Source organism: Sphingomonas kyeonggiensis, from assembly GCF_030812785.1.
GTDB lineage: Bacteria > Pseudomonadota > Alphaproteobacteria > Sphingomonadales > Sphingomonadaceae > Sphingomonas > Sphingomonas kyeonggiensis_B.
On the sequence record NZ_JAUSTJ010000001.1, the window covers coordinates 1,270,337 to 1,293,585 of the forward strand.

28 protein-coding genes, 1 tRNA gene and 1 pseudogene are annotated in these 23,249 nt (G+C 66.1%); 14 read left to right on the plus strand and 16 right to left on the minus strand.

Going from position 1 to position 23,249, the window contains the following annotated elements:
• Positions 1-362 precede the first annotated feature (362 nt).
• The gene (locus tag J2W22_RS06290) at positions 363-626 is read right to left on the minus strand and encodes a DUF3892 domain-containing protein (RefSeq protein WP_307117394.1); all 264 of its coding nucleotides are present in this window, start codon (positions 624-626) and stop codon (positions 363-365) included.
• A 137-nt stretch (positions 627-763) separates the two neighbouring features.
• Here J2W22_RS06290 and J2W22_RS06295 point away from each other — a divergent pair, with 137 nt between their 5' ends.
• Complete coding sequence (locus J2W22_RS06295; protein ID WP_307117395.1) at positions 764-1,618, plus strand: hypothetical protein; 855 nt, start codon at positions 764-766, stop codon at positions 1,616-1,618.
• Positions 1,619-1,643: 25 nt separating this feature from the next.
• On the opposite strand, the gene J2W22_RS06300 is transcribed toward J2W22_RS06295, so the two are convergent.
• From J2W22_RS06300 to J2W22_RS06305, 3 genes are all read right to left on the minus strand, one after another.
• A complete protein-coding gene (locus tag J2W22_RS06300; RefSeq protein WP_307117396.1) occupies positions 1,644-2,219 on the minus strand; it encodes a hypothetical protein in 576 nt (191 codons plus the stop codon).
• Between the two features lie 284 nt (positions 2,220-2,503).
• Positions 2,504-2,734 carry a DUF6471 domain-containing protein gene (locus tag J2W22_RS23475; RefSeq protein ID WP_373422943.1) on the minus strand — a complete coding sequence of 77 codons (231 nt, stop codon included), beginning with the start codon at positions 2,732-2,734 and terminating at the stop codon, positions 2,504-2,506.
• The gene (locus J2W22_RS06305) at positions 2,661-3,146 is read right to left on the minus strand and encodes a hypothetical protein (RefSeq protein WP_307117397.1); all 486 of its coding nucleotides are present in this window, start codon (positions 3,144-3,146) and stop codon (positions 2,661-2,663) included. Before J2W22_RS06305 ends, J2W22_RS23475 begins: the two co-directional genes overlap by 74 nt.
• A gap of 405 nt (positions 3,147-3,551) precedes the next feature.
• Here J2W22_RS06305 and J2W22_RS06310 point away from each other — a divergent pair, with 405 nt between their 5' ends.
• The 4 genes and pseudogenes from J2W22_RS06310 to J2W22_RS06325 all read left to right on the plus strand — a co-directional run.
• Positions 3,552-3,737 (plus strand): hypothetical protein, encoded by a 186-nt coding sequence (locus J2W22_RS06310; protein ID WP_307117398.1) that lies wholly within the window; start codon positions 3,552-3,554, stop codon positions 3,735-3,737.
• A 197-nt stretch (positions 3,738-3,934) separates the two neighbouring features.
• Positions 3,935-4,456: a T6SS immunity protein Tdi1 domain-containing protein gene (locus J2W22_RS06315; protein WP_307117399.1), complete on the plus strand. Its 522-nt coding sequence runs from the start codon at positions 3,935-3,937 to the stop codon at positions 4,454-4,456.
• 92 nt (positions 4,457-4,548) lie between these two features.
• Positions 4,549-4,821 (plus strand): hypothetical protein, encoded by a 273-nt coding sequence (locus J2W22_RS06320; protein ID WP_307117400.1) that lies wholly within the window; start codon positions 4,549-4,551, stop codon positions 4,819-4,821.
• A gap of 52 nt (positions 4,822-4,873) precedes the next feature.
• Positions 4,874-5,008: pseudogene (locus J2W22_RS06325) on the plus strand (IS1595 family transposase); the annotation flags it as partial.
• Positions 5,009-5,172: 164 nt separating this feature from the next.
• Here the strand turns inward: J2W22_RS06325 and J2W22_RS06330 are convergent.
• The 5 genes from J2W22_RS06330 to folK form a co-directional block, all read right to left on the minus strand.
• A complete protein-coding gene (locus J2W22_RS06330) occupies positions 5,173-5,658 on the minus strand; it encodes a hypothetical protein (RefSeq protein ID WP_307117401.1) in 486 nt (161 codons plus the stop codon).
• A gap of 61 nt (positions 5,659-5,719) precedes the next feature.
• Complete coding sequence (locus J2W22_RS06335; protein WP_307117402.1) at positions 5,720-7,027, minus strand: tyrosine-type recombinase/integrase; 1,308 nt, start codon at positions 7,025-7,027, stop codon at positions 5,720-5,722.
• 157 nt (positions 7,028-7,184) lie between these two features.
• Positions 7,185-7,260, minus strand: a tRNA-Lys gene (locus tag J2W22_RS06340).
• A gap of 37 nt (positions 7,261-7,297) precedes the next feature.
• On the minus strand, positions 7,298-7,708 hold the full coding sequence (locus tag J2W22_RS06345) for a nuclear transport factor 2 family protein (RefSeq protein ID WP_307117403.1): 411 nt from the start codon (positions 7,706-7,708) through the stop codon (positions 7,298-7,300).
• Positions 7,705-8,172 (minus strand): 2-amino-4-hydroxy-6-hydroxymethyldihydropteridine diphosphokinase, encoded by a 468-nt coding sequence (folK, locus tag J2W22_RS06350; RefSeq protein WP_307117404.1) that lies wholly within the window; start codon positions 8,170-8,172, stop codon positions 7,705-7,707. The genes J2W22_RS06345 and folK overlap by 4 nt, the downstream gene beginning before the upstream one ends.
• A 23-nt stretch (positions 8,173-8,195) precedes the next feature.
• Between folK and J2W22_RS06355 the strand changes: the two genes are divergently transcribed.
• On the plus strand, positions 8,196-8,798 hold the full coding sequence (locus J2W22_RS06355) for a uracil-DNA glycosylase (protein WP_307117405.1): 603 nt from the start codon (positions 8,196-8,198) through the stop codon (positions 8,796-8,798).
• On the opposite strand, the gene J2W22_RS06360 is transcribed toward J2W22_RS06355, so the two are convergent.
• The 3 genes from J2W22_RS06360 to aguB all read right to left on the minus strand — a co-directional run bounded on the left by J2W22_RS06360 (position 8,767) and on the right by aguB (position 11,094).
• The gene (locus tag J2W22_RS06360) at positions 8,767-9,165 is read right to left on the minus strand and encodes a GFA family protein (protein ID WP_307117406.1); all 399 of its coding nucleotides are present in this window, start codon (positions 9,163-9,165) and stop codon (positions 8,767-8,769) included. The two genes, J2W22_RS06355 and J2W22_RS06360, sit on opposite strands and share 32 nt — an antisense overlap.
• A gap of 58 nt (positions 9,166-9,223) precedes the next feature.
• Positions 9,224-9,889 (minus strand): sulfite oxidase-like oxidoreductase, encoded by a 666-nt coding sequence (locus J2W22_RS06365; protein ID WP_307117407.1) that lies wholly within the window; start codon positions 9,887-9,889, stop codon positions 9,224-9,226.
• 353 nt (positions 9,890-10,242) lie between these two features.
• Positions 10,243-11,094 (minus strand): N-carbamoylputrescine amidase, encoded by an 852-nt coding sequence (gene aguB / locus J2W22_RS06370; RefSeq protein ID WP_307117408.1) that lies wholly within the window; start codon positions 11,092-11,094, stop codon positions 10,243-10,245.
• Between the two features lie 224 nt (positions 11,095-11,318).
• On the opposite strand from aguB, the gene lnt reads away from it, so the two are divergent.
• The 7 genes from lnt (at position 11,319) to J2W22_RS06405 (ending at position 19,228) form a co-directional block, all read left to right on the plus strand.
• On the plus strand, positions 11,319-12,857 hold the full coding sequence (lnt, locus tag J2W22_RS06375) for an apolipoprotein N-acyltransferase (RefSeq protein WP_307117409.1): 1,539 nt from the start codon (positions 11,319-11,321) through the stop codon (positions 12,855-12,857).
• Positions 12,858-12,929: 72 nt separating this feature from the next.
• Positions 12,930-14,141 (plus strand): methionine adenosyltransferase, encoded by a 1,212-nt coding sequence (metK, locus tag J2W22_RS06380; protein WP_307117410.1) that lies wholly within the window; start codon positions 12,930-12,932, stop codon positions 14,139-14,141.
• A gap of 173 nt (positions 14,142-14,314) precedes the next feature.
• Positions 14,315-15,076 carry an EAL domain-containing protein gene (locus J2W22_RS06385; protein WP_307117411.1) on the plus strand — a complete coding sequence of 254 codons (762 nt, stop codon included), beginning with the start codon at positions 14,315-14,317 and terminating at the stop codon, positions 15,074-15,076.
• Between the two features lie 66 nt (positions 15,077-15,142).
• Complete coding sequence (locus J2W22_RS06390; protein WP_307117412.1) at positions 15,143-16,180, plus strand: hypothetical protein; 1,038 nt, start codon at positions 15,143-15,145, stop codon at positions 16,178-16,180.
• A gap of 254 nt (positions 16,181-16,434) precedes the next feature.
• The gene (locus J2W22_RS06395) at positions 16,435-17,265 is read left to right on the plus strand and encodes an EAL domain-containing protein (RefSeq protein ID WP_307117413.1); all 831 of its coding nucleotides are present in this window, start codon (positions 16,435-16,437) and stop codon (positions 17,263-17,265) included.
• Between the two features lie 38 nt (positions 17,266-17,303).
• A complete protein-coding gene (gene trmB, locus J2W22_RS06400; RefSeq protein ID WP_307117414.1) occupies positions 17,304-17,984 on the plus strand; it encodes a tRNA (guanine(46)-N(7))-methyltransferase TrmB in 681 nt (226 codons plus the stop codon).
• A gap of 17 nt (positions 17,985-18,001) precedes the next feature.
• Positions 18,002-19,228 (plus strand): aminotransferase class V-fold PLP-dependent enzyme, encoded by a 1,227-nt coding sequence (locus J2W22_RS06405; protein ID WP_307117415.1) that lies wholly within the window; start codon positions 18,002-18,004, stop codon positions 19,226-19,228.
• Positions 19,229-19,349: 121 nt separating this feature from the next.
• Here J2W22_RS06405 and xth read toward each other — a convergent pair whose 3' ends face one another.
• The 4 genes from xth to J2W22_RS06425 all read right to left on the minus strand — a co-directional run bounded on the left by xth (position 19,350) and on the right by J2W22_RS06425 (position 22,693).
• The gene (gene xth / locus J2W22_RS06410) at positions 19,350-20,123 is read right to left on the minus strand and encodes an exodeoxyribonuclease III (RefSeq protein WP_307117416.1); all 774 of its coding nucleotides are present in this window, start codon (positions 20,121-20,123) and stop codon (positions 19,350-19,352) included.
• A gap of 187 nt (positions 20,124-20,310) precedes the next feature.
• Entirely contained in the window at positions 20,311-21,021 is a 711-nt protein-coding gene (locus J2W22_RS06415) for a Crp/Fnr family transcriptional regulator (RefSeq protein ID WP_307117417.1), read from the minus strand.
• Between the two features lie 106 nt (positions 21,022-21,127).
• Positions 21,128-22,288 carry a GNAT family N-acetyltransferase gene (locus J2W22_RS06420; RefSeq protein WP_307117418.1) on the minus strand — a complete coding sequence of 387 codons (1,161 nt, stop codon included), beginning with the start codon at positions 22,286-22,288 and terminating at the stop codon, positions 21,128-21,130.
• A 45-nt stretch (positions 22,289-22,333) separates the two neighbouring features.
• Positions 22,334-22,693 (minus strand): SpoIIAA family protein, encoded by a 360-nt coding sequence (locus tag J2W22_RS06425; RefSeq protein WP_307117419.1) that lies wholly within the window; start codon positions 22,691-22,693, stop codon positions 22,334-22,336.
• 44 nt (positions 22,694-22,737) lie between these two features.
• Here J2W22_RS06425 and J2W22_RS06430 point away from each other — a divergent pair, with 44 nt between their 5' ends.
• A complete protein-coding gene (locus J2W22_RS06430; protein ID WP_307117420.1) occupies positions 22,738-23,199 on the plus strand; it encodes a DUF2721 domain-containing protein in 462 nt (153 codons plus the stop codon).
• Positions 23,200-23,249: the final 50 nt, after the last annotated feature.

Here is a 23,249-nt window from a genome sequence, read left to right on the forward strand (position 1 = left end):
TTTTACGGCCGCCAGAGCACCCGCAGACGCCCCCATGATGCGAACAGCACCCCGATTGCCGAGCCTCGGCGACCGTGGCGAACGTGCGACCCAAGCAGTCGGGCTTATAGGCGCCCAGCGACGTCCCGAGCGCTAACAGCGCGATACCTACCTTTATCATTCTCCCCTCCGTATCGTTGACGAATCTGGCCTGGGTGGATTTAGATACCGCTACGGAACCATGATGTTGGGCTTCACCGCATCGACGGCAGGCTTGCAGCTTACCCTGACCCGCTCGAACGTGCCGGGCTTATGCGCCGCCCAGCAGTCTTTGCATTGGGCGAAAGACCCGAAAAGCTGCACCGCGCCGTTCGATGTGATGACTAGCAGTGTGGCAAGTTCAAAAGGTTATTCGGCGGAAAGCTGTCCCCTTCCGTAGTAAGGTACTTCCTGCCGTTGGAGTGCTGTCTGACAAGCACGTTAACACGGTAGCCTCGCACGCTGACCCAGAAGGTATGCCCTTCCTCGATCCAGCGGATAACGTCATCAATCGGCGCTGTCTTGAAGTTGGGGCCGCCTAGACTATCAATCCTTCTATCTGCATCGCGTCCATCTGGAATGATGCAGCCTACTTGATAGTCACCCATGATCTGTCCTCCCCCGAGTCGATCGGAGAAAAATACATCACCGGTACTACTGCACAATCCTCCACGTTGACATTTGCCCTGGCCTGAGATGAAATTTGCAAGGGGCTCGGGGCGCAAAGACGAGTCAAGGGGGTGCAATGAAAGCGATAGGAAAATGGTCGCTGGCGCTTGCCAGCTTTTCGCTGGCGATGCCCGCTCAGGCAGCGCCGCGAGTTGAGATACAGCCAGTTCAGCGAGGCGAGGAAACACTGCGTTGGGACAGGGGCTTCCCCACCCTAGACCTCAAGGGGGCGCGCGGTTCCGTGCAGGTCCGCCGACTCCTCTTCGACCATGGAAGCATGGTCTTCGCAGTCGCGGTGTACAACTCGAGTGATATCGAAGCCGATTTTGACGTCGAGAACGTTGAGGTTTCGGTCGGCGGCAAGCCCCAGCGCGCGATGAGCCTCCAAGAGGTCCAGGCGAAGGCGGAAAGCCGGGCCAGGTGGTCACAGGTCGGCATGGCGCTGCTTGGGGGATTCGCTGTTGCGGGTGCTGCCAGTCAGCGTGATCATTACACCAGCACCTATCGAACTCCCCGTGGCAGTTATCGCTTCGATTACAGCACTCCTAGCACCGCGGGGCAGATTGAAGCTGCGGCTATCGCCGCTGGGACAGCCTACAGCATCAAGATGATGCGGGATCGTTTGGATCGAACCCTTGGCGAGTTGGGGGACCGAGTTGTTCAACGCACGACGGTCGGACCCAGCGAAGGTTACGGCGGCCAGGTGATTATCACGAAGGCGGTATTCTCGAAGATGCCGACCCCGGTGGAGATGGTCGTTCATTGGAACGGCGAGGACTTCCGCTTTTCGTTTCGAGCAGTGCCTTTGGGGACGCCTGATCCGACGTGGATTCGGAAGCCCCTCTCGCCGCCCGCGCCCGCGCCTCAGGCGCCGGCACCTGAGGTGCCCGTGGGGCTCGTGCCTGCTGCGCCGAAGCCGACCAGCGCCTAGGTTTACCGTATTACAGTGCCAACTTTCATAGCGCCGCTTCATCAGCGGACGGCGGTTGATCCAAAGAATCATTTTCGTCCATCTGGCGCTCAGCGTCGCAGATGGCATCCATCGCGTCTCCGCCGTCGCGGGGACGAGCTTTGTACATTTGATCCAGTCGGTGTCGCTTGCCGAACACGTCCTCGTAAACGTGCCTCACCACGAGATAGAGCGTGATCTCGTTCTTGAGCCAGCGCGCCTTATCGGCTGGGGAGAGTGTTAGGCTGCGTCGAAAAGCCCCCAATGTTCGATCGGGTCCAAGCGTCTGCCCGGGCCTACTAAGAACGCTGTTGATATCGGGCAATTGGGGAGCGTGGTCCCAATCATCAAAATAGGCGTGAATCTCGCCTTTGACGTTTCGTGCAGGAGTTTGACCGCAATTTCGTAGGACGCAACTGTAGGTTGGCTTCTCAGACTTCGGCAGGCCACTGAACCCAACAATATCTATCGCGAGATAGGCCCGTAGCTGCCGGCGAGCAGTATCGCGTGCGATGATATTGGCTTTTCTCGCCTTTTTTAGGCCGGCCCTTCCTTGGACAAGGGTCCAGAGAAGCGCAGCCAAAGCAGCACCGCTCAAGAGCGTTGCGACAATTGCCCAAGTGCCCGCTCGCCTGGCCTCATGCGCTGCTTTCTCCGCAGCGATGGCGGCGCGCCATTGGGCGCACAGATCGGCGGCGTCCTTGTCCTTGGCATGGTAGCAGGGATCGGGATCATAGCCTACGTAAGGCGTAAACTTCGGGCCTGGGCTAGGTGTGAGCGCTGGCGCTGGCTGCGCCGCTGGGATGGTATTACGAGTGCGATTGCCGCCCTCAACCTGTTTTGCTGGCGGCTGAGCACCGCATAAAATTAGCCATCCGACAAGCGCAAGGACTGCGCGCCAATTGCCTCTAGACATTGTATCAAAAAAACCGCTGTGAATTTGCTCCGGCTGATTTTGTTCCTGATGTTTGGCTCGGAGTCCACCGGTGTAGAGGCGAGGCCACTCGAGCCCCGCCCCAAATCCTCAATGCTTCGGCTTGTCAGCGCTCGTCGTGACGGCGGGCGTGAGCGCCGGTGGCGCTGCCGCGACCGTCTCATTGGCCGGAGTGGCTGGCGCCGCCTTCACGGCCACGGCCATGACAGGAGCGGGCATCGCCGGATCCGTGCCCTCAGGCAGTGCGACCGGCAACGCTTCAGCGGTATGGGCCTTGAACTCTCGTCCAGCTGGAATGCGAGCTGACTTTCCGGTCACAACGAGCAGGGGCGCGGTGAGCACGATGGCACCGACTGCTGCCAGCGTGTTGCCCTCACCCTCTTGCCGGTACTTCCCGGTAAGCGGAATGCGCCGACCGTTGAGATCGATGAAGCGCAGCTCAATGTCCATCTTCCCCGACTTGCCGAACACCGCTCGACCAGTGCGCCAGGTCACCTCACCGCGCGCCAGGGTACCCTTGGGAATTACGACGAAGCCACTGAGCATGACGTCGTGCGATACGGTGAGGTCGAACATGTCGCCCTCCTCATGTCGCTTCGAGCTAAGCTCGCTGTTCAATGTCAGGAAGATCTCGGTATTCGCCGGCAGTGCCACGGTCGGCGCGCTCCGGGCGACCGCGGCGACAGGAACTGGCGGGGCCGGACTAGCAGGAGCAGCCGATGGCACGGCCTGGGCTGCGGTCTGGGCACTGGCGATCGTCGGAACCGCAAGCAAAGCGGCGCCTATCAGGCATAGTTGTCTCATAGTCATCCCCCCGAATTATTGGGGTATCATCTCCAAGCTTCTCCGAGAGTCAATTCCGTTGTTTTGGAGTAACAATAGAGCGATGTGCCTGATGGACACGATTTCTCGCGCGGATGGGTGCCGTTCAGCGCTATCGCTCGAGTAACGATAGGCAAGGACAGGTTCGACAACGAGGTAATGGGGCTCAAGCTTCACGACGGCACGAAGCTCGAGGAGTTCGGGCCGGTGCGGGAGGCGTTCGAGCGCCTGCCTGTTCAGCTGGTGCCTGCCGAGCCGGGCTGGCAGCTCTGCCGGATCTGGTTCGGGGATGACGAGGAAGGTCCCGGCGTGGGCTTCTGCGGGCCACATCATCTGGCAGGATGAGCACCAACTTGTGGCAGAACCCGGAGCCCGAAAATTCTGAGACGAAACGTCCGAGTTGCGGTGAGAGGTAATCGTACGACCAAATTTGGCTGACGGCGAACGCGACCTTCAATTCCGATGGTTCACGTGTAACAATATTTCGCACGCCGGGAGTGGGCGTGCGTGGGTGCATCAGTATCTACAAGGAGGGAGTGGTCATGTTTGGTTGGGGGAAAAGGCCAAAGCCGGACACGGGCGCCGGAAGCCGGGAAGGTGACAGCTATTTGCAAGGCGCCTACCGCCTGCATCGCCCGGAAGATGTCGCACATTTCACGGCTCTCGCGACGGAGGCTTTCCCGGAATTCGCGGAGCGGATCAGCTGCTTTGGGGCCGACTGGCTGGGGCGCCAGTTCGCGACGGATGAAGGCAGGATCATCGCCGGCAAGCCGCTCGTGCTATTGCTCGAACCGGGAACCGGTGAAGCGCTTGAGATACCGCTCGACCGCGTTTCATTCCATGAGCAGGAGCTGGTCGAAGAGCCGGACGCCGCGGTGGCGTATTCGTTCTTCGAGCAGTGGCTCGCAACGGGTGGAATTCGGCCAGGCTATGACCAATGTATCGCCTACAGGCAGCCTCTTTTCCTCGGCGGCGCTGATGAGGTGAGCAATCTGGAGCTGAGCGACCTGGACGTCTATTGGACGATTTCAGCGCAGCTGTTGGCCGAGGCTCGAAAGCGCTGATCGAGTGCCGGCCAGCCAAAAGGTGGCTATCTGAGCTTCCGAAGGCAACGCTATTGAGGTTTTTGGGAAGGACCGCCTGCTCGAAGCAGCGAATGATTTCGACCTATCACATCATTGCGCTGGTCCTCGGATTAGCGGCGGCGGTAGCCGCAGTGGAGGCAGAGAAACTCTTACTGCCACCAGCCGGCAATCCGCGAATCTTCACCTATTTCGGGTTGCCGAACGTCGCCATCTGGTTGGCTTTCGGCTTCCTGCTCGGGTTCATTTTTAATCAGCTCGAGCTGAAAGGCGGGATACGCCGCGTTGCCGTCCTGGAATTTGTGGTCGTGCTGATTGTCTACTCGAGGTTCCGTAAGACGAGATGAAGGACAGGCATCACGCGCGCTGCGTCTACTGGTACGCAGCGGCCTTTGCCCGCACCGCCGTCTGGCCGAGTTCGAGTTCCGGTATAACAATCGCATCGCCAACGGCGTTGATGATAAGCAGCGCGCCCGCAACGCAGTGGCGGGTATCGTTGGCAAACGGCTTACCTATCAACAATCTGATATCTGAGCCTCGCAAAAGCCGAGTCGCAACTCGACAAGTTCAAGCAAGCCGCGCGCGAGCTTGAGACTGACGACGATCCTTACCGCTTCAAGAGTGCGTGGTGAGGCTGGTGGAGTAGAAGCCAGTCGCGGAGCGCGGCAAAAGCGGGGGTAAATGGGGTTCCCGAGCGGCTAGAACTGCGCGCCCGAGGCAGGGGGTGTGGGCGAGTTGAGCGGAATAATCTCCGCATAAGCCCCCCGCACTGTGCCGATGCGCCAAGCCTTGCCCATCTCTTCAAGCTGGCCATTCATCCATTCGCGCGGCGGCAGTTCCAATCCTGCCAGTAATGCGGGTGAAAGCCCATCATGGCTGAAAATGTATAGCTGGGTGAGCTGGCGGATGACGGCGCTGTAGTCATCCCCGACGTCCCCATGCGCCTCGATCTGCGGGGGCGGGCTCTCGGTAGCCTGCCGCAGCTCCGACAGCTTACGCTCGCGATCCGCTATCTGCTCGTCCTTGAGCTTCAGGCGCTCCCCGACCGTGTCGAGTCGCGCAATGAACTGCCAGCCAGCGAGCTTGTAGCCCAGCATCCCGGCCAGCAAAACTGCGATCAGGAATGTGATCGGCGCTTGCCAGATCACTGAGCTTTCCTTCGCCAGATAGGTGAAGAACTCCATGGGCTCTTCATACGACTTTCCCCCATGGTGCGTACAGGGGCCTTTAAGGCCACCGCTAGATTCACCCCGCGCGGTCCCAGCCATCCAGCAAGGTGCCAGCCGGCGGCAGCCCCTTCATCGTCTCATCCGCCCACCACCGCGCCAGCTCCCAGCGCCGCGGCATGTGCCTGGCGCGGTTGTACGCCATCTCGGCCGCAGAGATGCCCCTGGGCTTATGGGAGAGCATCGCATCGATGATGGGCCGGTCGCCCTCAAGCCCGAGTACGGTGGCGCGCTCGTTCATGATGGTCGAGAACGCGCTGCGCCAACCGTGCGGGACATGACGATTGCGGTAGCCGCACTGGTTGTAGCGATAGCCGATCGTGTTCGCGCTCATGGGCTGGTGCGTCGAGCGGACGCTGTGGAAGAGGTAGGGGAACCGTCCGGATAGCCGGTGGACCGCGCGCAGGACGTCGACCGCCTGCGGTACGAGCGGCACGATATGCTCGAATGCCTCGTCGGCCTTGTTTTCCTGCTCGAGCTTCATCCGGTCCGCGGCGATCCGCCAGATCGGCTCCGGGGCATCGCCGGCGCCGGTCGGATCAGACCAGTCGATCCCCTCGAACTCCTCCCATCGCGCGGTCGGGATCAGGCCAGGGCGGACAAAGGTGAGGCCCAGCAGCCGCGACGCGAGCTTGGTCAGCGGGCCGCCCGTCGATGCGTCGATCGTCGCGTGCAACTCCCGGAGTTCGGCGATGGTCCTGAGGCCGGGTTGGCTTCCGCCGATCGGCGTCGGCAGCATCGCCTTGAGCAGATGCCTGCCGGCGGGGTCAGCGGCGCAGAGGCCCTCGGCCATACCATATCCGAAGACTGCGGAGATGTGCTGGCGGATGCGCTTTGCCGTGTCGATGGCGCCGCGTTGCTCGACCTTGCGCAGCACGGCGAGCACCGCGGGCCCGTCGATATCGGTGAGGGGGAGCCCGCCGATCTCGGGATACACGTCGCGCTGCATCGCCTGGGCGATCTTAGTCGCGTTGACCTTGGCCCAACGCCCGAGCTGGGCTTGGTACCAGCGCTCGGCGACGACCTTGAAGGTCGCGCCGGCGGCGGCGTAAGCTGCGGCCCTGATCTTGCGCGCCTCGATCGCCGGGTCGCGATGCTCCCGGAGCAGACGTTTCGCTTCATCGCGCCGGTCGCGCGCTTCCCGCAGGGGGACCTCCGGATAGAGGCCGAAGGTCAGCAGCTTTTCCTTGCCGCCGAATCGGTATTTGAGCCGCCAGGATTTTCCGCCCTTGGGGGTAACGAACAGGTACAGGCCGCCAGAGTCAGCGAGCTTGTAGTTGCGCTCACCTGGCGCGGCCTTCTGGCATTGCTTGTCCGTCAGCGGCATGCGTACCCCCATTCCCGATTTGGGCACCCCCGGCGTTACCCCCAAGATCAATGAGCTTGGGCAGCCCGAGGTGAACCTCGTTGAAGGTCGGGAAGGGCGGATTTCTGCGGGGAAGACAATCCCGTGAACCGGGATGATGCGCCCTGGATCGGGGGTTTGGTGGGTCCGATGGGATTCGAACCCATGACCTCTCGATTAAAAGTCGCTTGCTCTACCGACTGAGCTACGGACCCACACCGGCCCTGCCCCTAGGCGGCTGGGCCGGGCGGGTCAACGGCGGGCTTCGATCCGCGTCACCTGGACATGGGCGACCTGCCAGCGGCCGTTCGTCCTGCGAAAGGTATCGGCGAAGCGGATCCGGCTCGAGAAACGCTGCCCGCCCGAAGTGCCGCTGAGCATCGTCTCGGCATTGGCGACGGCCGCATCGGGGCCGAGCGGGACGATCACGCGGTCGACCAGCACGATCGGGTCATAGCGGTCGCCCGGCGCCATCCAGCCGTCGATGAACGCCTGCTTTCCCTGCCGCTTCCCCGATCCGTCGATAAAGACCAGATCGTCGGCGATCATCGCCTCCATCGCCGCGCGGTCCTGCCGCAGCTGTGCCTGGTCGAACGCGTCGGCAAAGGCGACCAGACTCGGGTCGGGGTCCGCCAGGGCAAGTGCCAGCAACGCCAGGATCATCGCTTCCTCCTCAGCCGCGCGTATAGCTGGCGCATGCTAAGCCCGGTGACCGGATCGCGCCAGTCGGGTGCCACCTGGACCAGCGGGGCCAGGACGAAGTCGCGCTGGCGAAACAGGCGGTGGGGCACGGTCAGCCGGGGCTCGCCCCAGCTGCCGCCCGACCACAGGACGATGTCGAGATCGATCACCCGCGCCGCCCAGTTCTGCCCGCGCCGGCGCCCGAAGGCGTGCTCAATGCCCTTCAGCCGGCGGAGCAGGGCGGGGGGCGCCTCGTTGCTCTCGATCAGCGTGACGGCATTGGCGAAGCGGCGCTTGGAGGGGCCGAGCGGCGGGGTGTGGTGGATCGGCGAGGCCGCGGTCACGCCGCCCAGCGCCCGGATCGCCGCCATCACTTCCTGTGCGGGGGAGCCGTGGCGGCCCCGGCGGTTCGATCCGATCGCGATGGCATAGCTTGTCCTCGGCACGCTCCCGCGCCTATCGCGCGGCCATGTCCGCGCCAAGCCATGATTGTCCGCTCTGCCCCCGTCTCGTGTCGCTGCGTACCGAGCTGCGCGCCGCCCATCCCGACTGGTGGAACGCTCCGGTGCCCGCGCTCGGTGACCTCGACGCGCCGATCGCGATCGTCGGGCTGGCGCCGGGTAAGCATGGGGCCAACCGCACCGGCCGCGCCTTTACCGGCGACGCCTCGGGCGAACTGCTGTTCGCGACGCTGGAGAAGTTCGGGCTCGCTGAGGGCGGCGAGCCGAAGGGCGTGGTGATCCTCAACGCGGTGCGCTGCCTGCCGCCCGAGAACAAGCCCGAGCCCGCCGAGATCCATGCCTGCCGGCCGTTCCTGGCGGCCGAGCTTAGGGCACCGGTGGTGCTGGCGCTCGGCCAGATCGCGCATCAGTCGGCGGTGAAGGCGATGGGCGGCAAGCTGCCCAAGCATCGCTTCGCGCACGGCGCCGAGCATCGCATGCACCGCGGGCAATGGCTGGTCGATAGCTATCACTGCTCGCGCTACAACCAGAATACCGGCCGGCTGACCCCCGAGATGCTCGAGGCGGTGGTGGCGCGGGCTATTGCCCTGGCGAGGCCGGAAGCCCCCTGACGTCGAGCGCCCAGGGGATCGCCGAATCGCACCAGATCTGGCTGCGCGGCGGCAGGTCGGCGCGCTGGTCGACCGAGCCGAGGCGGATCGCATAGACGCGCGGGTCGGCCGGGGTGAAGGCATAGAGGCCCGAGCCGCATTCGCCGCAGAAGGCCTGGCCGCGCCGCGTGCCGCTGTCGGCGGTCTTCACATAGACCTTGGGCGTGCCGGTGACGCGGAAGTCGGCGGCGTCGACCCGCACCGAGGCACGCCAGGCCGAGCCGCTTAGGACCTGGCAATCGGTGCAATGGCAGAGCGCGACCCGGGCAGGGTCGGCCTCGGCTTCGTAGCGGATCGCACCGCAATGGCAGCTTCCGGTGATGTGCATGGGCGTGCGCATAGCCGGATGCGCGGGCCTCCGCCACGAAGATCCGGGGAGCGCTGGGCTAGGAATCCCGGCTGTAGCGCTGCTCGGCCCAGGGATCGCCGCGCATGTGATAGCCGTTGACCTCCCAGAAGCCGGGCTTGTCCGCGCCGATCAGCTCGATCTTGCGGATCCACTTGGCGCTCTTCCAGAAATAGAGGTGCGGGATCACCAGCCGGGCCGGACCGCCATGGTCGCGCGCCAGCGGCTGGCCGGCCCAGCCATGCGCGATCAGCGCATCGGGCACGGCGAAGTCGGCGAGCAGCACATTGGTGGTGTAGCCGTCATAGCCGTGGAGCATCACCGCCGCCGCCTCGTCGCGCGGCTCGACATGGGCGAGCAGGTCGCGGGTCAGCACGCCCTGCCAGTCATTGTCGTAGCGCGACCAGCTGGTGACGCAGTGGATGTCGCTCCTGAGCCGGGTCTGGGGCAGCGCCATCAGCCCGGCCCAGTCGAGCGTCACCGGCCGCGCGACCATGCCGGCCACTTCGAGCTTCCAGCGTTCGCGCGGGATGTCGGGCTGGCGGCCGAGATCGAGCACCGGCCATTTGACCGTCAGGTGCTGGCCGGGCGGCAGCCGCTCTTCTTCGGGCCGCGCGATATGGCCGGTCAGGAACTTGCCCTGCTCCGCCCATTGCTGCTTCGAGCGCGTGAGCTTGCTGTCTTCCGGGACCTCGGGATCGTCCATCTGCACGGCTCCTGATCAGGTGGCGAGGATGACTCGGGCGGGGAAGCGGCGCAAGCAACACGAAAGGGTAGGGGCGTGGCTCCAACACGGGTCGCGCCGCCGACTCGTCAAAGTACGCGAAGTACACGCCTAGAGCGGGTTTTCGCGGCGGCAAAGTTGACACAGTTCCCGCGAGCGCACCCCATCTCGCAAGATCCTTGCGCGGTCGAGTTCCTATCTTTCCTACGGCGTCAAAGAGCGGCCAGCTGCGATGCCGGCGGCTTGAGCCGAGCAGGCGAAATCCTATTTTACAAGGCGGCTGTATATCTCCTGTTCCCCGGCTTTCGCCGGGGAACAGATCAGGGGATCAGCTATCAGATATCCTGCACCAGCCGGCCGTACAGCTCCGGACGGCGGTCGCGGAAGAAGCCGAAGGCGGCGCGGTGGCGCTTGGCGAGGGTCAGGTCGAGCGTCGCGGTGATCACGCCTTCTTCCTCGCGGTCCAGCTCGGCGCGGATGTCGCCGCGCTCGTCGGTGATGAAGCTGGTGCCGTAGAAGGTCTGGCCATGCTCGGTGCCGACGCGGTTGGCGGCGACGATCGGCACGACGTTCGACACGGCATGGCCGACCATCGCCCGGCGCCACAGGCGCGCGGTGTCGAGGCTGTCGTCATGCGGCTCGCTGCCGATCGCGGTAGGGTAGAACAGGATGTCGGCGCCCATCAGCATCATCGCGCGGGCAGTCTCCGGGTACCATTGGTCCCAGCACACGCCGACGCCGAGCGTCGCCTTTTCGGGGCCGTCCCACACCTTGAACCCGGTGTTGCCGGGGCGGAAGTAGAACTTCTCCTCGTAGCCGGGACCGTCGGGGATGTGGCTCTTGCGATAGACGCCGGCGATCTTGCCGTCGGGATCGATCATCGCGAGGCTGTTGTAGTAATGATGGCCGTCCATCTCGAAGAAGCTGGTCGGGATGTGGATCTTCAGCTCGCGCGCCAGCTCCTGCATCGCGCGCACCGACTTGTGCTCGGCGGTCGGCGCGGCATTGGCAAACAGGCCTTCGTCCTCGACCCGGCAGAAATATTCGCCTTCGAACAGCTCGGGCGGCAGCACGACCTGGGCGCCGCGCGACGCCGCCTCGCGGACGAGCCGCGACACGTTCGCGATGTTCGCGTCGATATTGTCGGAAAAGGCGAGCTGCAGGGCGGCGACGGTGATCTCGGTCATGGCGCGCCATGTAGTGTGGTCGGGGGGGATTCGCTACCCGATCCATTCCGCATATCCGTCACCCCGGCCTTGTGCCGGGGTCCACCAAGCCTCTCGGACTGGCGATAGAGCCTCTTGTCCATGACTTGCCTCCCGGTGGACCCCGGCACAAGGCCGGGGTGACGAAGAGGAGCGTTTCGGCTCCAGCTACCGCAGCGGGGGAGGATCGGTTAAGCACGCACCCGATGCTCACCCGCCCCCTGCTCACCGCGCTGATCGCCGGCTTCCTTTCCGCCACCGGATTCGCCCCGCTCGATCTGTGGCCGGTCACGCTGATCTGCCTGGCGGTGCTGCTGCACCTGACCTGGCATGCGCCGAGCGCGAAGAGCGTGCTGCTGCGCGGCTGGCTGTTCGGTGTCGGCCATTTCACCCTGGGCAACAACTGGATCCAGCACGCCTTCGATTTCCAGGACAAGATGCCGCCGGTGCTCGGCTATTTCGCCGTGCTGCTGCTCGCGCTCTATCTGGCCGTCTACCCAGCGGTCGCGATGGGGCTCGCCTGGCGCTTCACCCGGCTGGTCAAGGCGCGCTGGAACGAGCCAGACCTCGGCTTCGTCCTTGCCGCCGCCGCTGCCTGGATCGTCACCGAATATCTGCGCGGCACGCTGTTCACCGGCTATCCGTGGAACCCGATGGGGGTGATCTGGGTGCCGACGCCGATCGCGCAGCTGGCGGCCTTTGCCGGCACCTATGCGCTGTCCGGACTGACGCTGTTCGTCGCGGGCGCGCTCTATCTCGCCACCCAGCACCAGTATCGCGTGTCGCTCGCCACGGCAGCGCTGCTGCTCGTCAGCGGCTTCGCGCTCAATCCGGGCCAGCCGGTGGAGGACATGACGCGTCCCCATGTCCGCGTCGTCCAGCCCAATATCGGCCAGGAGGGCGTCGATCAGCCCGACTATGCGCCGCGCGTGCTCAACAAGCTCGCCGAATGGAGCGGCGCGCCCGGTGCCGTGCCGCGGCTGGTGGTATGGCCCGAGGGCATGGTCAATTATCTGATCGAGGACGGCTATCCCCGCGCCTATTACCGCCAGGGCGATCCGCGCTGGGTGCGTGGCCGGATCGGCGGTCTGCTCGGCGCCAGGGACCGGGCGATGGTGGGCGGCAACGCCTTGTTCTTCGACGGCGAGAAGCTGACCGGCGCCGGCAATTCGGTGTGGACGGTCGATCCGGCGGGGATGCTCGGCCAGCGCTACGACAAGGCGCATCTGGTGCCCTATGGCGAATATCTGCCGATGCGCACCTTGCTCGCCCCCCTCGGGCTGGCGCGGCTGGTGATGGGCGATGTCGACTTCATCCCCGGCCCGGGCCCGAAAACGCTCGATGTCGACGGGTTCGGCAAGGCTGGGGTGGCGGTCTGCTACGAGATCATCTTCTCGGGCGAGATCATCGACCAGCGCAACCGCCCCGACTTCCTGTTCAATCCCTCGAACGACGCCTGGTTCGGCAGCTGGGGGCCGGTGCAGCATCTGGCCCAGGCGCGGCTGCGGGCGATCGAGGAGGGCTTGCCGATCCTGCGCGCCACGCCGACCGGGGTCTCGGCGATCATCGATGCGCATGGCCGGCTGGTCGGCACGGTGCCGGCGGGGCAGGAAGGCGCGGTCGAGGCGCCGCTGCCTGCGCCGCTGCCGCCGACCTTGTTCTCGCGCCTCGGCAACTGGCTGGCGCTGATCGCCGCGCTGGCTTCCGTAGTCTTGGCAATTGCCATCCGGCGCTTCGCCCGCTAGGGGCTTGATATAAGGAAAGCTTTATATGGGCATGGCAACGGCCCGGCTTTCCTCCCCACAAGAGGAATTTCCATGCGTTCCAATTATCTCTTCACGTCCGAATCGGTTTCCGAAGGCCATCCCGACAAGGTCGCCGACCAGATTTCCGACGCCATCGTCGATCTGTTCCTGTCGAAGGACCCCGAGGCCCGCATCGCCTGCGAGACGCTGACCACCACCCAGCTGGTCGTCCTTGCCGGCGAGATCCGCGGCAAGGGCATCATGGACACCGAGGGCAACTGGGCCCCGGGCGTGCAGGAAGAGGTCGAGAAGACCGTCCGCGATACCGTCAAGCGCATCGGCTATGAGCAGGACGGTTTCCACTGGGAGACGCTCCGCTTCGAGAACAACCTGCACCCGCAGTCGGCGCATATCGCGCAGGGCGTGGACGCTTCGGGCAACAAGGACGAAGGCGCGGGCGACCAGGGCATCATGTTCGGTTTCGCCACCGACGAGACCCCGGACCTGATGCCGGCGACGCTCGACTACAGCCACAAGATCCTCGCGCGCATGGCGGCTGACCGTCATTCGGGCGCCGCGCCGTTCCTCGAGCCCGACGCCAAGAGCCAGGTCACGCTGCGCTTCGAGAATGGCGTGCCGGTCGCGGCCACCGCGATCGTCGTCTCGACCCAGCACGGCAAGGGCTATGACGAAGGCGACAAGGAAGCCGAGCTCAAGGCCTATGTGAAGAAGGTCGTCGCGGACGTGATCCCGGCCGCCCTGCTTTCGGACGCCACCGAGTATCACATCAACCCGACCGGCTCGTTCGAGATCGGTGGTCCGGACGGCGACGCAGGCGTCACCGGCCGCAAGATCATCGTCGACACCTATGGCGGCGCGGCTCCGCACGGCGGCGGCGCCTTCTCGGGCAAGGACCCGACCAAGGTCGACCGTTCGGCGGCGTACATCACCCGCTATCTCGCCAAGAACATCGTCGCCGCCGGCCTCGCCAAGCGCGTGACGATCCAGCTGGCCTATGCCATCGGCGTGTCCAAGCCGCTGTCGCTCTATGTCGACACCCACGGCACCGGCACCGTCGGCGACGACAAGATCGAAGCGGCGATCGCGGGCATCGAGAAGCTGGGCGGCCTCACCCCGCGCGGCATCCGCACGCACCTGCAGCTCAACAAGCCGATCTATTCGAAGACCGCGGCGTACGGCCATTTCGGCCGCAAGCCGGAAGGCGACTTCTTCCCCTGGGAGAAGACCGACCTGGTCGAGGATCTGAAGGCCGCGCTGGCCTGATCCTTCGCTTCGAAGGCAAGCAATCGAGAGCCCCGCGCCGGACCGTCCGGCGCGGGGCTTTCTCGTTTCCGGCCAACGGATTCGCGCGAATCCCCCGTAGTCGTACGGACCGTCCTATAAAGCACTGGGCAACCGTAATTCTGCATCAGGAAGGACGGGAAAGGAGCGAGTCGGTGGAGTCGGAGAATTCGATGATGGGTCCGGAGGCAACGGCGTCGGCTGGCGCGAGCGCGGGACTTGCGATCGCCTTCCAGCCCATCGCGGAGATCGCCGGCAGCCGCATCCATGCCTATGAGGCGCAGGTGCAGCGCAACGGCGCGCCTGCCGCGCAGGATTTCGACCAGCTCTCGGCCGAGCAGCGCTGCGACGTCGATCGCCGCTGCGCCGTGGCCGCGATCCGCTGGGCGGCGACCGCGGGCTTCGCCAATTCGGGCGGCCGCCTGGCCATTCCGATGAGCGCGCCGGCGATCGGCGACCCGGCCGAGCATATCCAGCCGGCGCTGGTCACCGCCCGCCAGTACAACATCGTGCCCGAGCGGCTGGTGTTCATGCTGCACCATTACCAGGCGATCACCAGCTCGCAGCTCGCCGACATCATGCATGTGTTCAACAAGCTGGGCCCGACGGTCGCCTTCCACGGCATCGGGCCGAATGAATCGGGTCTGGCCGCCTGCGGCAAGTTCGCCCCGCACATGGTGACGATCGAGCCCGAGCTGATCACCGGTGTCGCCTCCAGCTGGTCGCGCCGCATCGCGATCGAGGACCTGGTGCGCCGCATGCAGAGCCTCAGCCTGCGCATCGTCGCGGCGGGTGTGGACAGCGAGGCGGCCTATGAGCGGCTGCGCAGCTTCGGCGTGCCTCTGGTCCAGGGCAGCTATGTCGGCGCGCCTGCCGCCGGGATCCTGCCCCAGCCGATGTCGCGCAGCGCGGCCTGATCCGGCGCAATCTCCGGCTTGCGGTTTGACCGCCATCCCCTAGCCTTGGGGCAGGGGGATATCGTCATGCGCTTCACCATCCTGTTTGCCGCCGCCTTGTGCGCGAGTGCCGTTTCGCCTGCCGCCGCGCAGGACGCGGCCCGGATCGACGTGCCGGCCGCGGCGAGCTGGAAGCATGCCGGGACCGGCCTGGTCCTGCGACCCAGGATCGCCGGCTATCCGCGCGGCACGATCGCCGATTCGAGCGGAAGCGAGCTCGATGTGATGGTGCAATATGCCGAGGGCGGGGCGACCAGCGTGACGCTCTACATCTTCCGCCCCTCGCTGATGAGCGTGCCGATGTGGTTCGACCGGTCGGAGACGCAGATCCTGCTGCGGAGCGACGCGTATGGAACGCCCGTGCCCGCCGGCCCCGCCCGCGCCTTCACGCCGCCGCATGCCGAGGCCGCCTCCGGCCTGCAGCGCGTCTATGTGCCGGGAAGCGGCGCCTATAAGAGCACCGGGCTTGCGATGATTCCGCTCGGCGAGTGGCTGGTGGCGGTGCGCGCCAGCTCGACCGAGCTCGACCCGGTTGCGCTGGATGCCCGGCTGGGCGAGATCGTCGGCGGGATCGTCTGGCCCGACAAGGTCGCGGCATCGCCGGCGGCCGTACCCGTCGCCGCCTGCGCCGGCGTGCTCGCCTATGACCCGAAGGCCAAGCCGAAAAAGCCCGATATGGCCCAGGCGCTGATGGGCGCGGTGCTTCTCGGCATTCCCGCGGACAAGATCGAGAAGGAGACGCCGGCCAAGGCGTCGCCGCCGCCGGTCTGGTGCCGCGAGGGAACGCCCGGCAGCGACTATGGTGTCTACCGCGCCGACAATGCCGCCAACGCCTATCTGCTCGCGGTCGGCGATGCCGGGGTGACCATCGGCGTCGGGCCCGCCTTCCCGCTGGAGGGCAAGAAGGTGGGATCCACGCTGAGCGTCGGCACGCTCGACCGGACTCTCATCTATCCGAACTTCGACAAGCTGCCGGCGCCCCAGGCAGCCTTCGATGCGATCCAGCGGCTCAAGCCGATATCGAGCACGACGCGGGGTAGCGGGGATCTGACGATCACCATGTGATTCGCGTTGGGCGCACCACGATTCGCGCTCCCGTCCATCGGTAGATGCCGCCATTCCGGCTATAATCTTCGAACGATCGTTTCGCAGCCGACTCTCGCGATCCCGCTGCGACTCGCGGATTCCCGTGGGGCAAGCCGAATCCGCCGGCGGCCCGCTTGGTAGAATCCCCATGGGGGGAATCCCCCTTCGGCGACGCACGGAATGGAGTTGATATCGTTAACCATCTTTAAAGGGAGGCAGAAAGGAAGCGTTCCATGTCCACCGAAGCTGCCCCGCACGCACTCCAGTCCGGTCTCGCCATCGCCTTTCAGCCGATGATCGCCACGGCGACCGGCCTGCCCTTTGCCTGGGCGGCGATCGCCTCGGCCCAGGGACGCAGCTTCGCGCAGATTGCCGCCGCGCTGGCTCCCGAGGCGCGCGCCGAACTCGAGATGGAGCGGATCAGCGCGGCGATTGCCGGTGCGCTCGATGCCGGGCTGCTCGAGGGCGAGGCGCTGCTCGCCATTCCCGTCGGTGCCGCCGGCGGCTCTCCCGACGCGCTGCTCGCCCATCTCTTCCGCACCGCGGTCGAGCACCGTGTTGCCCTCGATCGCATCGTCGTCGAGATCAATGCCGACGAGCGCGGCGATCTTGCCCCCGTCGCCGCCCTGGCCCAGGCCTGTGTCGACCGCGGCATCGCCATCGCCTTCGACAGCTTCGCCGTCGGCCCGCTTGCCGTCCGCCTGCTCGGCCGCTTCACCCCGCGCTTCGTCAAGCTCGATGCCGGACTGGTCCGCAACATCTCCGACAGCCGCTCGCGCCGGGTGATCGTCGAGGGCGTGCTGCGCCTCGCCCGCAACATGGACGTGACGCTGATCGCCAACGGCATCGTCCGCCGCGAGGACCTGGTCCTGCTGTGCACCATGGGCATCCGCCACATGCAGGGCGACTGGATCGCCCCGGCCCAGGCGCATCCGCTGCCGCGCCCGCACATCGCCCGCCGCGAGCCGCGCACCACCGTGCCGCAGCACCGCCGCCTAGCCGCGCATCAGCGCAGCGCCGCCAGCCGCCCGCCCGCGCCTTCGTCGCTCGCCCAGGCGCTCTAAAGCTTGTCCTCTCCGCCGGGGACGCTAACAGCGCTCCCGTGTCCGATCCCGTTTCCATCCGCCGTCTCTATGGCCGCCGCGCTGGCCACAAGCTCCGCCAGGGCCAGTCCGAACTCGTCGAGGCGGCGCTGCCGCAAGTGAGCGTGCCCGAGTCCGGTCCGCTCGATTCCCGGATACTCTTCGGCGACGACCGTCCGCTCGAATTCGAGATCGGCTTCGGCGCGGGCGAGCATCTCGCCGGCCAGGCGACGGCGCGCCCCGATCACGGCTTCATCGGCTGCGAGCCCTTCCTCAACGGCGTGGTCGGCGCGCTCGGCCATATCCGCGACGGCGACCTGCAGAACGTCCGCCTGCACATGGGCGATGCGCTCGAAGTGCTTGAGCGGCTGCCCGATGCCAGCCTCGACCGGCTCTACCTCCTTCATCCCGATCCCTGGCGGAAAGCGCGCCACGCCAAGCGCCGGATGGTCAATCACGGCCCGATGGACATCATCGCCGCCAAGCTGAAGCCGGGCTGCGAGTTCCGTCTCGGCACCGACCATCCGGTCTATGTCCGCTGGGCGATGATGATCATGAACCAGCGCCGCGACTTCGAGTGGCAGGCGCAGACCGCCGAGGACTTCCTCACCCGTCCCGACGACTGGCCCGAGACGCGCTACGAACGCAAGGCGCGGCGGCTGGGGCACGAGGTCTGGTACTTCCGCTACATCCGCGTCTGAACAGGGAAGGGGAGATGATGGACCGCAGGACCCTGCTCGGCGCGGCCGCCGCCGCCGCTTCCGTCCCTCCCGCCCTTGCCGCAGACGAGGACCGCTGGGCGAAGATCGCCGCCCAGTATGACATCACCCGCAAGACCGTGCAGCTCGAGCATGGCAATTGGGGGATGATGGCCAGGCCGGTGCTCGCCGCCTATCGCGGCCAGGTCGAGCGGGTGAACCGCGACACCAGCTTCTATGCCCGGCGCGAGATGCCCGGCGAGATCGAGGCTATCCGCGCCCGGGTCGCCGCCGCGATGGGCGTCTCGGTGCAGGAGATCGCCTTCACCCGCAACGCTACCGAGGCGATGCGCGCGCTGATCCTCGGCTATAACCGCCTGCGCCCTGGCGACGCGGTGCTCCATGCCGATCTCGACTATGATTCGATGCAGGCATGCATGGAGTCGCTCAAGGCCCGGCGCGGGGTGGAGGTGGTGAAGATCGCGCTGCCCTGCCCGCCGACGCACCAGGGGCTGATCGACGCCTATGACGCGGCGTTCCGCGCCAATCCGCGCCTCCGCATGGTGCTGCTCACCCAGGTCAGCCACCGCACCGGGCTGGTATTGCCGGTTGCCGAGATCGCGACGATGGCACGGGCGCGGGGGATCGACGCGCTGGTCGATGCCGCGCACGGCGTGGGCCAGATCGACTATCGGCTGCCCGATCTCGGCGCCGACTTCATCGGCATCAACCTGCACAAATGGATCGGCGCACCGCTCGGCGTAGGGGCGATCGTGATCCGCGAGGGGCGCCTGGCGGATATCGATGTCGATGCGGCCGAGCCGAGTGCGAACCCCGGCGATATCCGTTCGCGGGTTCACACGGGCACGGTCGACTATGCAGCGCAGCTCTCGGTACCCGCTGCGCTCGACTTCCAGGAGAGCATCGGGCTTGCCGCCAAGCAGGCGCGGCTGCGGGCGCTGCGCGACCGCTGGGTACGGCCGGCGCGGGAATTGGCGAACGTCGAGATCCTCACGCCCGACGATCCGCGCTGCTACGGCGCGATCACGGCGTTCCGGCTGAAGGGGCAGGTCTCGCACGACGCCAATGTCGTGCTGGCGAAGCGGCTGCTGGAGGGACACGGCATCTTCACCGTGCATCGCGACGGACTGGCGAGCGGCAGCTGCGTGCGGGTGACGCCGGCGCTGGCGACGACGATGGACGAGGTTGATCGGTTCGTGGCGGCTTTGCGGAACGTGGCGGGCTAGATACTCTTCTTTTCCCCGACGAAGGCCGGGGCCCAGTCCTTGAAAGTCACGCGCCTTTGGCGCGTCTGCGACGCGCACGCTTAGTCTGGGCCCCGGCCTTCGCCGGGAAAAGAAGAGGCACTTACCCGGAAAGCTCGACCCACACCGGCGCATGGTCGCTGGTCTTCTCCCAGCCGCGCACTTCCCGGTCGACCTCCGCGCGCTTGAGCCGCTTTGCCGCGGGCGGGTTGAGCAGCAGATGGTCGATGCGCAGCCCGGCGTTGCGGGCATGGGCGTTCCGGAAATAGTCCCAGAAGGTGTAGATCGTCTCGCCGGGATGGAGGTGGCGCAGCGCGTCGGTCCAGCCCTGGTCGAGCAGCCGGGCATAGGCGGCGCGGGCCTCCGGCGCGAACAGCGCGTCGTCCAGCCAGCGCTCGGGCTTGTAGACGTCGAGATCGGTCGGCATGACGTTATAGTCGCCCGCCAGCACCACCGGCTCGCCGAGCCCGACCAGATCGGCGGCGCGCAGCGCGAAGCGCTCCATCCATCTGAGCTTGTAGTCGAACTTGGGGCCGGGCTTCGGATTGCCGTTGGGCAGGTACAAGCCGCCGACCAGCACCCCATTTACCGCCGCCTCGATATAGCGGCTCTGCACATCCTCGGGATCGCCGGGCAGGCCGCGATGCGTCTCGACGGGATCGCAACCGCGCGCGAGGATGGCGACGCCGTTCCAGCTCTTCTGCCCGTGCCAAACCGCGCCGTATCCCGCGTCGCGGATCGCGCCTTCGGGGAATTTCTCCTGCGGCGCCTTGAGCTCCTGCAGGCAGACCACGTCGGGCCGGGCCTCGGCCAGCCAGCGCAGCAGCACCGGCAGGCGCCCGTTGACGCCGTTGACGTTGTAGGTTGCGATCTTCACGCGGAGAGATGTCGTGGGGAGGGGAAGGGTTCCCTGACCCCAATCGTCATCCCGGCGAAAGCCGGGATCTCAGGCGAAGGCGCGGGACAGAGCCGCACGAGATCCCGGCTTTCGCCGGGATGACGGATTTGGCGGCGGATGACGGCTCTTATTTGGCGCCGGGGTGACCGCTATTGGCGAGGCCAGGCTACGCCGCCTCCAGCTTCGCCCTGTCCCGGATAGTGATCCCGCGTGCGCCCATCAGGTTGATCGCGCCTTCGGCCTTGAGCTTGCTCAGCTGGCGGCTCACCGTCTCGATAGTCAGGCCCAGCACTTCGGCGATCTCGCCACGAGTGAGGGGCAGGTCGAAGGTCAGCGGGCCGAAGGCAGTGGCGCTGCAGCCATGCGAGCGATCGGCCAGGTCGAGCAGAAAGCCCGCCAGCTTCTCGCGCGCGGAGAGCCGGGCAAGCGTGAGCATCCGCCCGCGCGCCTCGTCGAGCGCGGCGAGCGTGCGCTGGAGCAGCAGCCGTTCCATGCGGACGTGATCCTCCAACACCCGCTCGAACGGGCCGCGGGGGAAGACGCAAAGCTCGACATCGCCGAGTGCGGTTATGGTGAAATCCGCGGTTTCGGCCCAGGGGCGGCCGACGAAATCGGCGGGATAGAGCAGCCCGACCACCTGCTCGCGCCCGTCGGGCGTGGTGGCGCTGAGCTTGAGCACGCCCGAGACCAGGTTGCCGCAGACCAGGCTTTCCTCGCCCGCCCATTGCAGCGTCTCGCCGCGCGCGAGCCTGCGCTTCTGCCCCAGTGTGTTCAGCGCCTCCAGCTCGACATCGTCGAGGCTGGCGCAAAGCGCCCGGTCGCGCACCGCGCAGTCGGAGCAGAGCTGGGCCGTCATGCTCGCCACTATGCCGGCCATTTGACGATCGTCAAAGCGACGGATTGTCCCAGGGGGCAGGCAAGGCGGGTCAATATCCGAAAGAGGGAAGCCGATGTACCTCTATCTAGTTAGCGCCGCCTTTGGCCTATTCGTCGCCGCGCTCGCCTGCCTGAGCATCGACGACGCCATCCGCTTCCGCCGGCGCTGATTCGCCCTCGGCACGGCCGGTGCGCTTCCAGGCCGAGCGGAGCAGCTTGCCCGCCAGCGCGTCGATCCCGGGCCGGACGAACAGCCAGTCGCGGATCGCCGGGCCCTTCTCGGCACCGATCACCTGCTTGTAGCCGCTGTCGCCGGCGCCCCAGTCGACCTTGGCGATGCCGTCCTCGATCGCGCGGACCAGGTTGCGGTAATAGAGCAGCTTGCCCGGCGAATGCTTGGCGACGCGCGGATCATAGCTGTTGGCGATGGCGTATTTGAGCGTGCCGGCGTTCATGTCGAACGAGAAGGCGGTGGGCGCGCCGTCGATGCGGAGCAGCGCGGCCCACATCATGCCGGCGATCACCGGATCCTCGGCCGCCGCGCGCCAGAAGCCGCCATGGCCCTGCGCGGTGAACTTCGCGTCGGAGCCGTCGGTCCGCGCCGCGATCCAGCTCTTCTCCTCGATCTCCGCCAGCGCATCGAACGCCGCGCCGGTCCAGCCGCTGCCGTGGACGAAGCTCCAGTCGAGTTCGCCATGGCTGCCGAGGTGCTTCTCGTGGAAACGGTTCTTCTTGAGTGTCGAGTTGCGCGGCCAGGTGCCTTCGCCCCGCGCCGCCGCGATATCGAGCAGGAAGCTGTCGGCGACGAAGCGGTCGAGCACCGCCCAACCCTTGGCCAGGGCGGCTTCCCTGAGCAGCTCGAGTCCGGGATCGCCATCATAGACTGGCCCGACGCGCAGCGAGCGCGCCTCGCGGGCAAGGCGAGGGAGCAGCGCTTCCACGGCCTCGACCCCGGCGTCCTCGCGCACCGGGAAGCTGCGGAACGGCCAGTAGCAGCCGGGCACCGAGACGAGCCTGGCCCAGGCGGGACCGGAAGCGACGATCGGCAGCGCCACCACGGCCTCGCCCTCGCGCGCCACGGTGATCGTGCGCGCGGCGCCGCCATAGGCCTTGAGCGCGGCGGCGAACCAGCCATAGCGCAGGAAACGGTGCGACGGCGCCGCGCCGATGGCGACCGAATCGATCGCACCGGCCAGCCCGTCGACGCAATCGACGGTGAGCGCCGGCGGCAGGCGCGTGAATTCCTCGAGCAGCATCGGCTTCGACATGGCCATGCTCTTAGCGCACCACCCGTTACCAAGCCGTGATGACGCTCATCCCTCCCGAACCCAGGCGCGCGCGGCCTCGATCTGGTCGGGCTTGAACAGCTTCACCTCGGCGGGGACCATCACGCTGCCTGCCCTGGTCATCATCTCGATCCAGCTGCTGTCGGTCACGATCCCCGCGCGGCGGACCTTGCTCATATGGGTGGCGCCCCAGCTGACGTCCTTCCACCAGGCGCCCAGCTCCATGCCCGAGAAATCGCGGATCACTGCGATCGCCGAGAGCGTGCCCTTGCCGGCGATCACTGCCTCCATCGCGGCGACGCCGGCATCATATTCGGCGCGGGTCACCCCGCCATCGACGAGGAACTCGACCACTCCCGCCTGCGTATCGGTCTCGAACGTCATCATGCGCACTTCACTCCTCGTTTCGCACCCGGCATAAGGCTTAACTGATGGAAGGTCCCTATCTCTCCACGGTTTCGGAAACGATCCAGGCGGCGATCGCGCCGGTGTTCCTCCTCGCGGGCATCGGGGCGTTCCTCAACGTCATGGTCGGCCGGCTGGCGCGCATCGTCGACCGGGCGCGCAACATCGAGCAGCTCCACCCGCGCTCGACCGGGCCCGAGCATGACCGCCATGTCTGGGAGCTGCGGATCATCGATCGCCGGATCGCCGTGATCAACAATGCGATCTTCCTGTGCACCGCCAGCGGCCTCGCCATCTGCCTCGTCGTTGCGATGATGTTCGTCTCGCGCCTGGCCAACTGGCATATCGGCATCTGGGTGGCGATATGCTTCATCATCTCGATGCTGCTGCTGATGGCCGGGCTGATCTATTTCCTGGTCGAGGTACGCATGTCGCTCGAGGCGATCCATGTGCGCGAGGAACTGCTCGAGCTGGACGGGAAGAAGTAATAGTCGTCATCCCGACGAAAGCCGGGATCTCGTGCGGCTCCTTCCCGCGC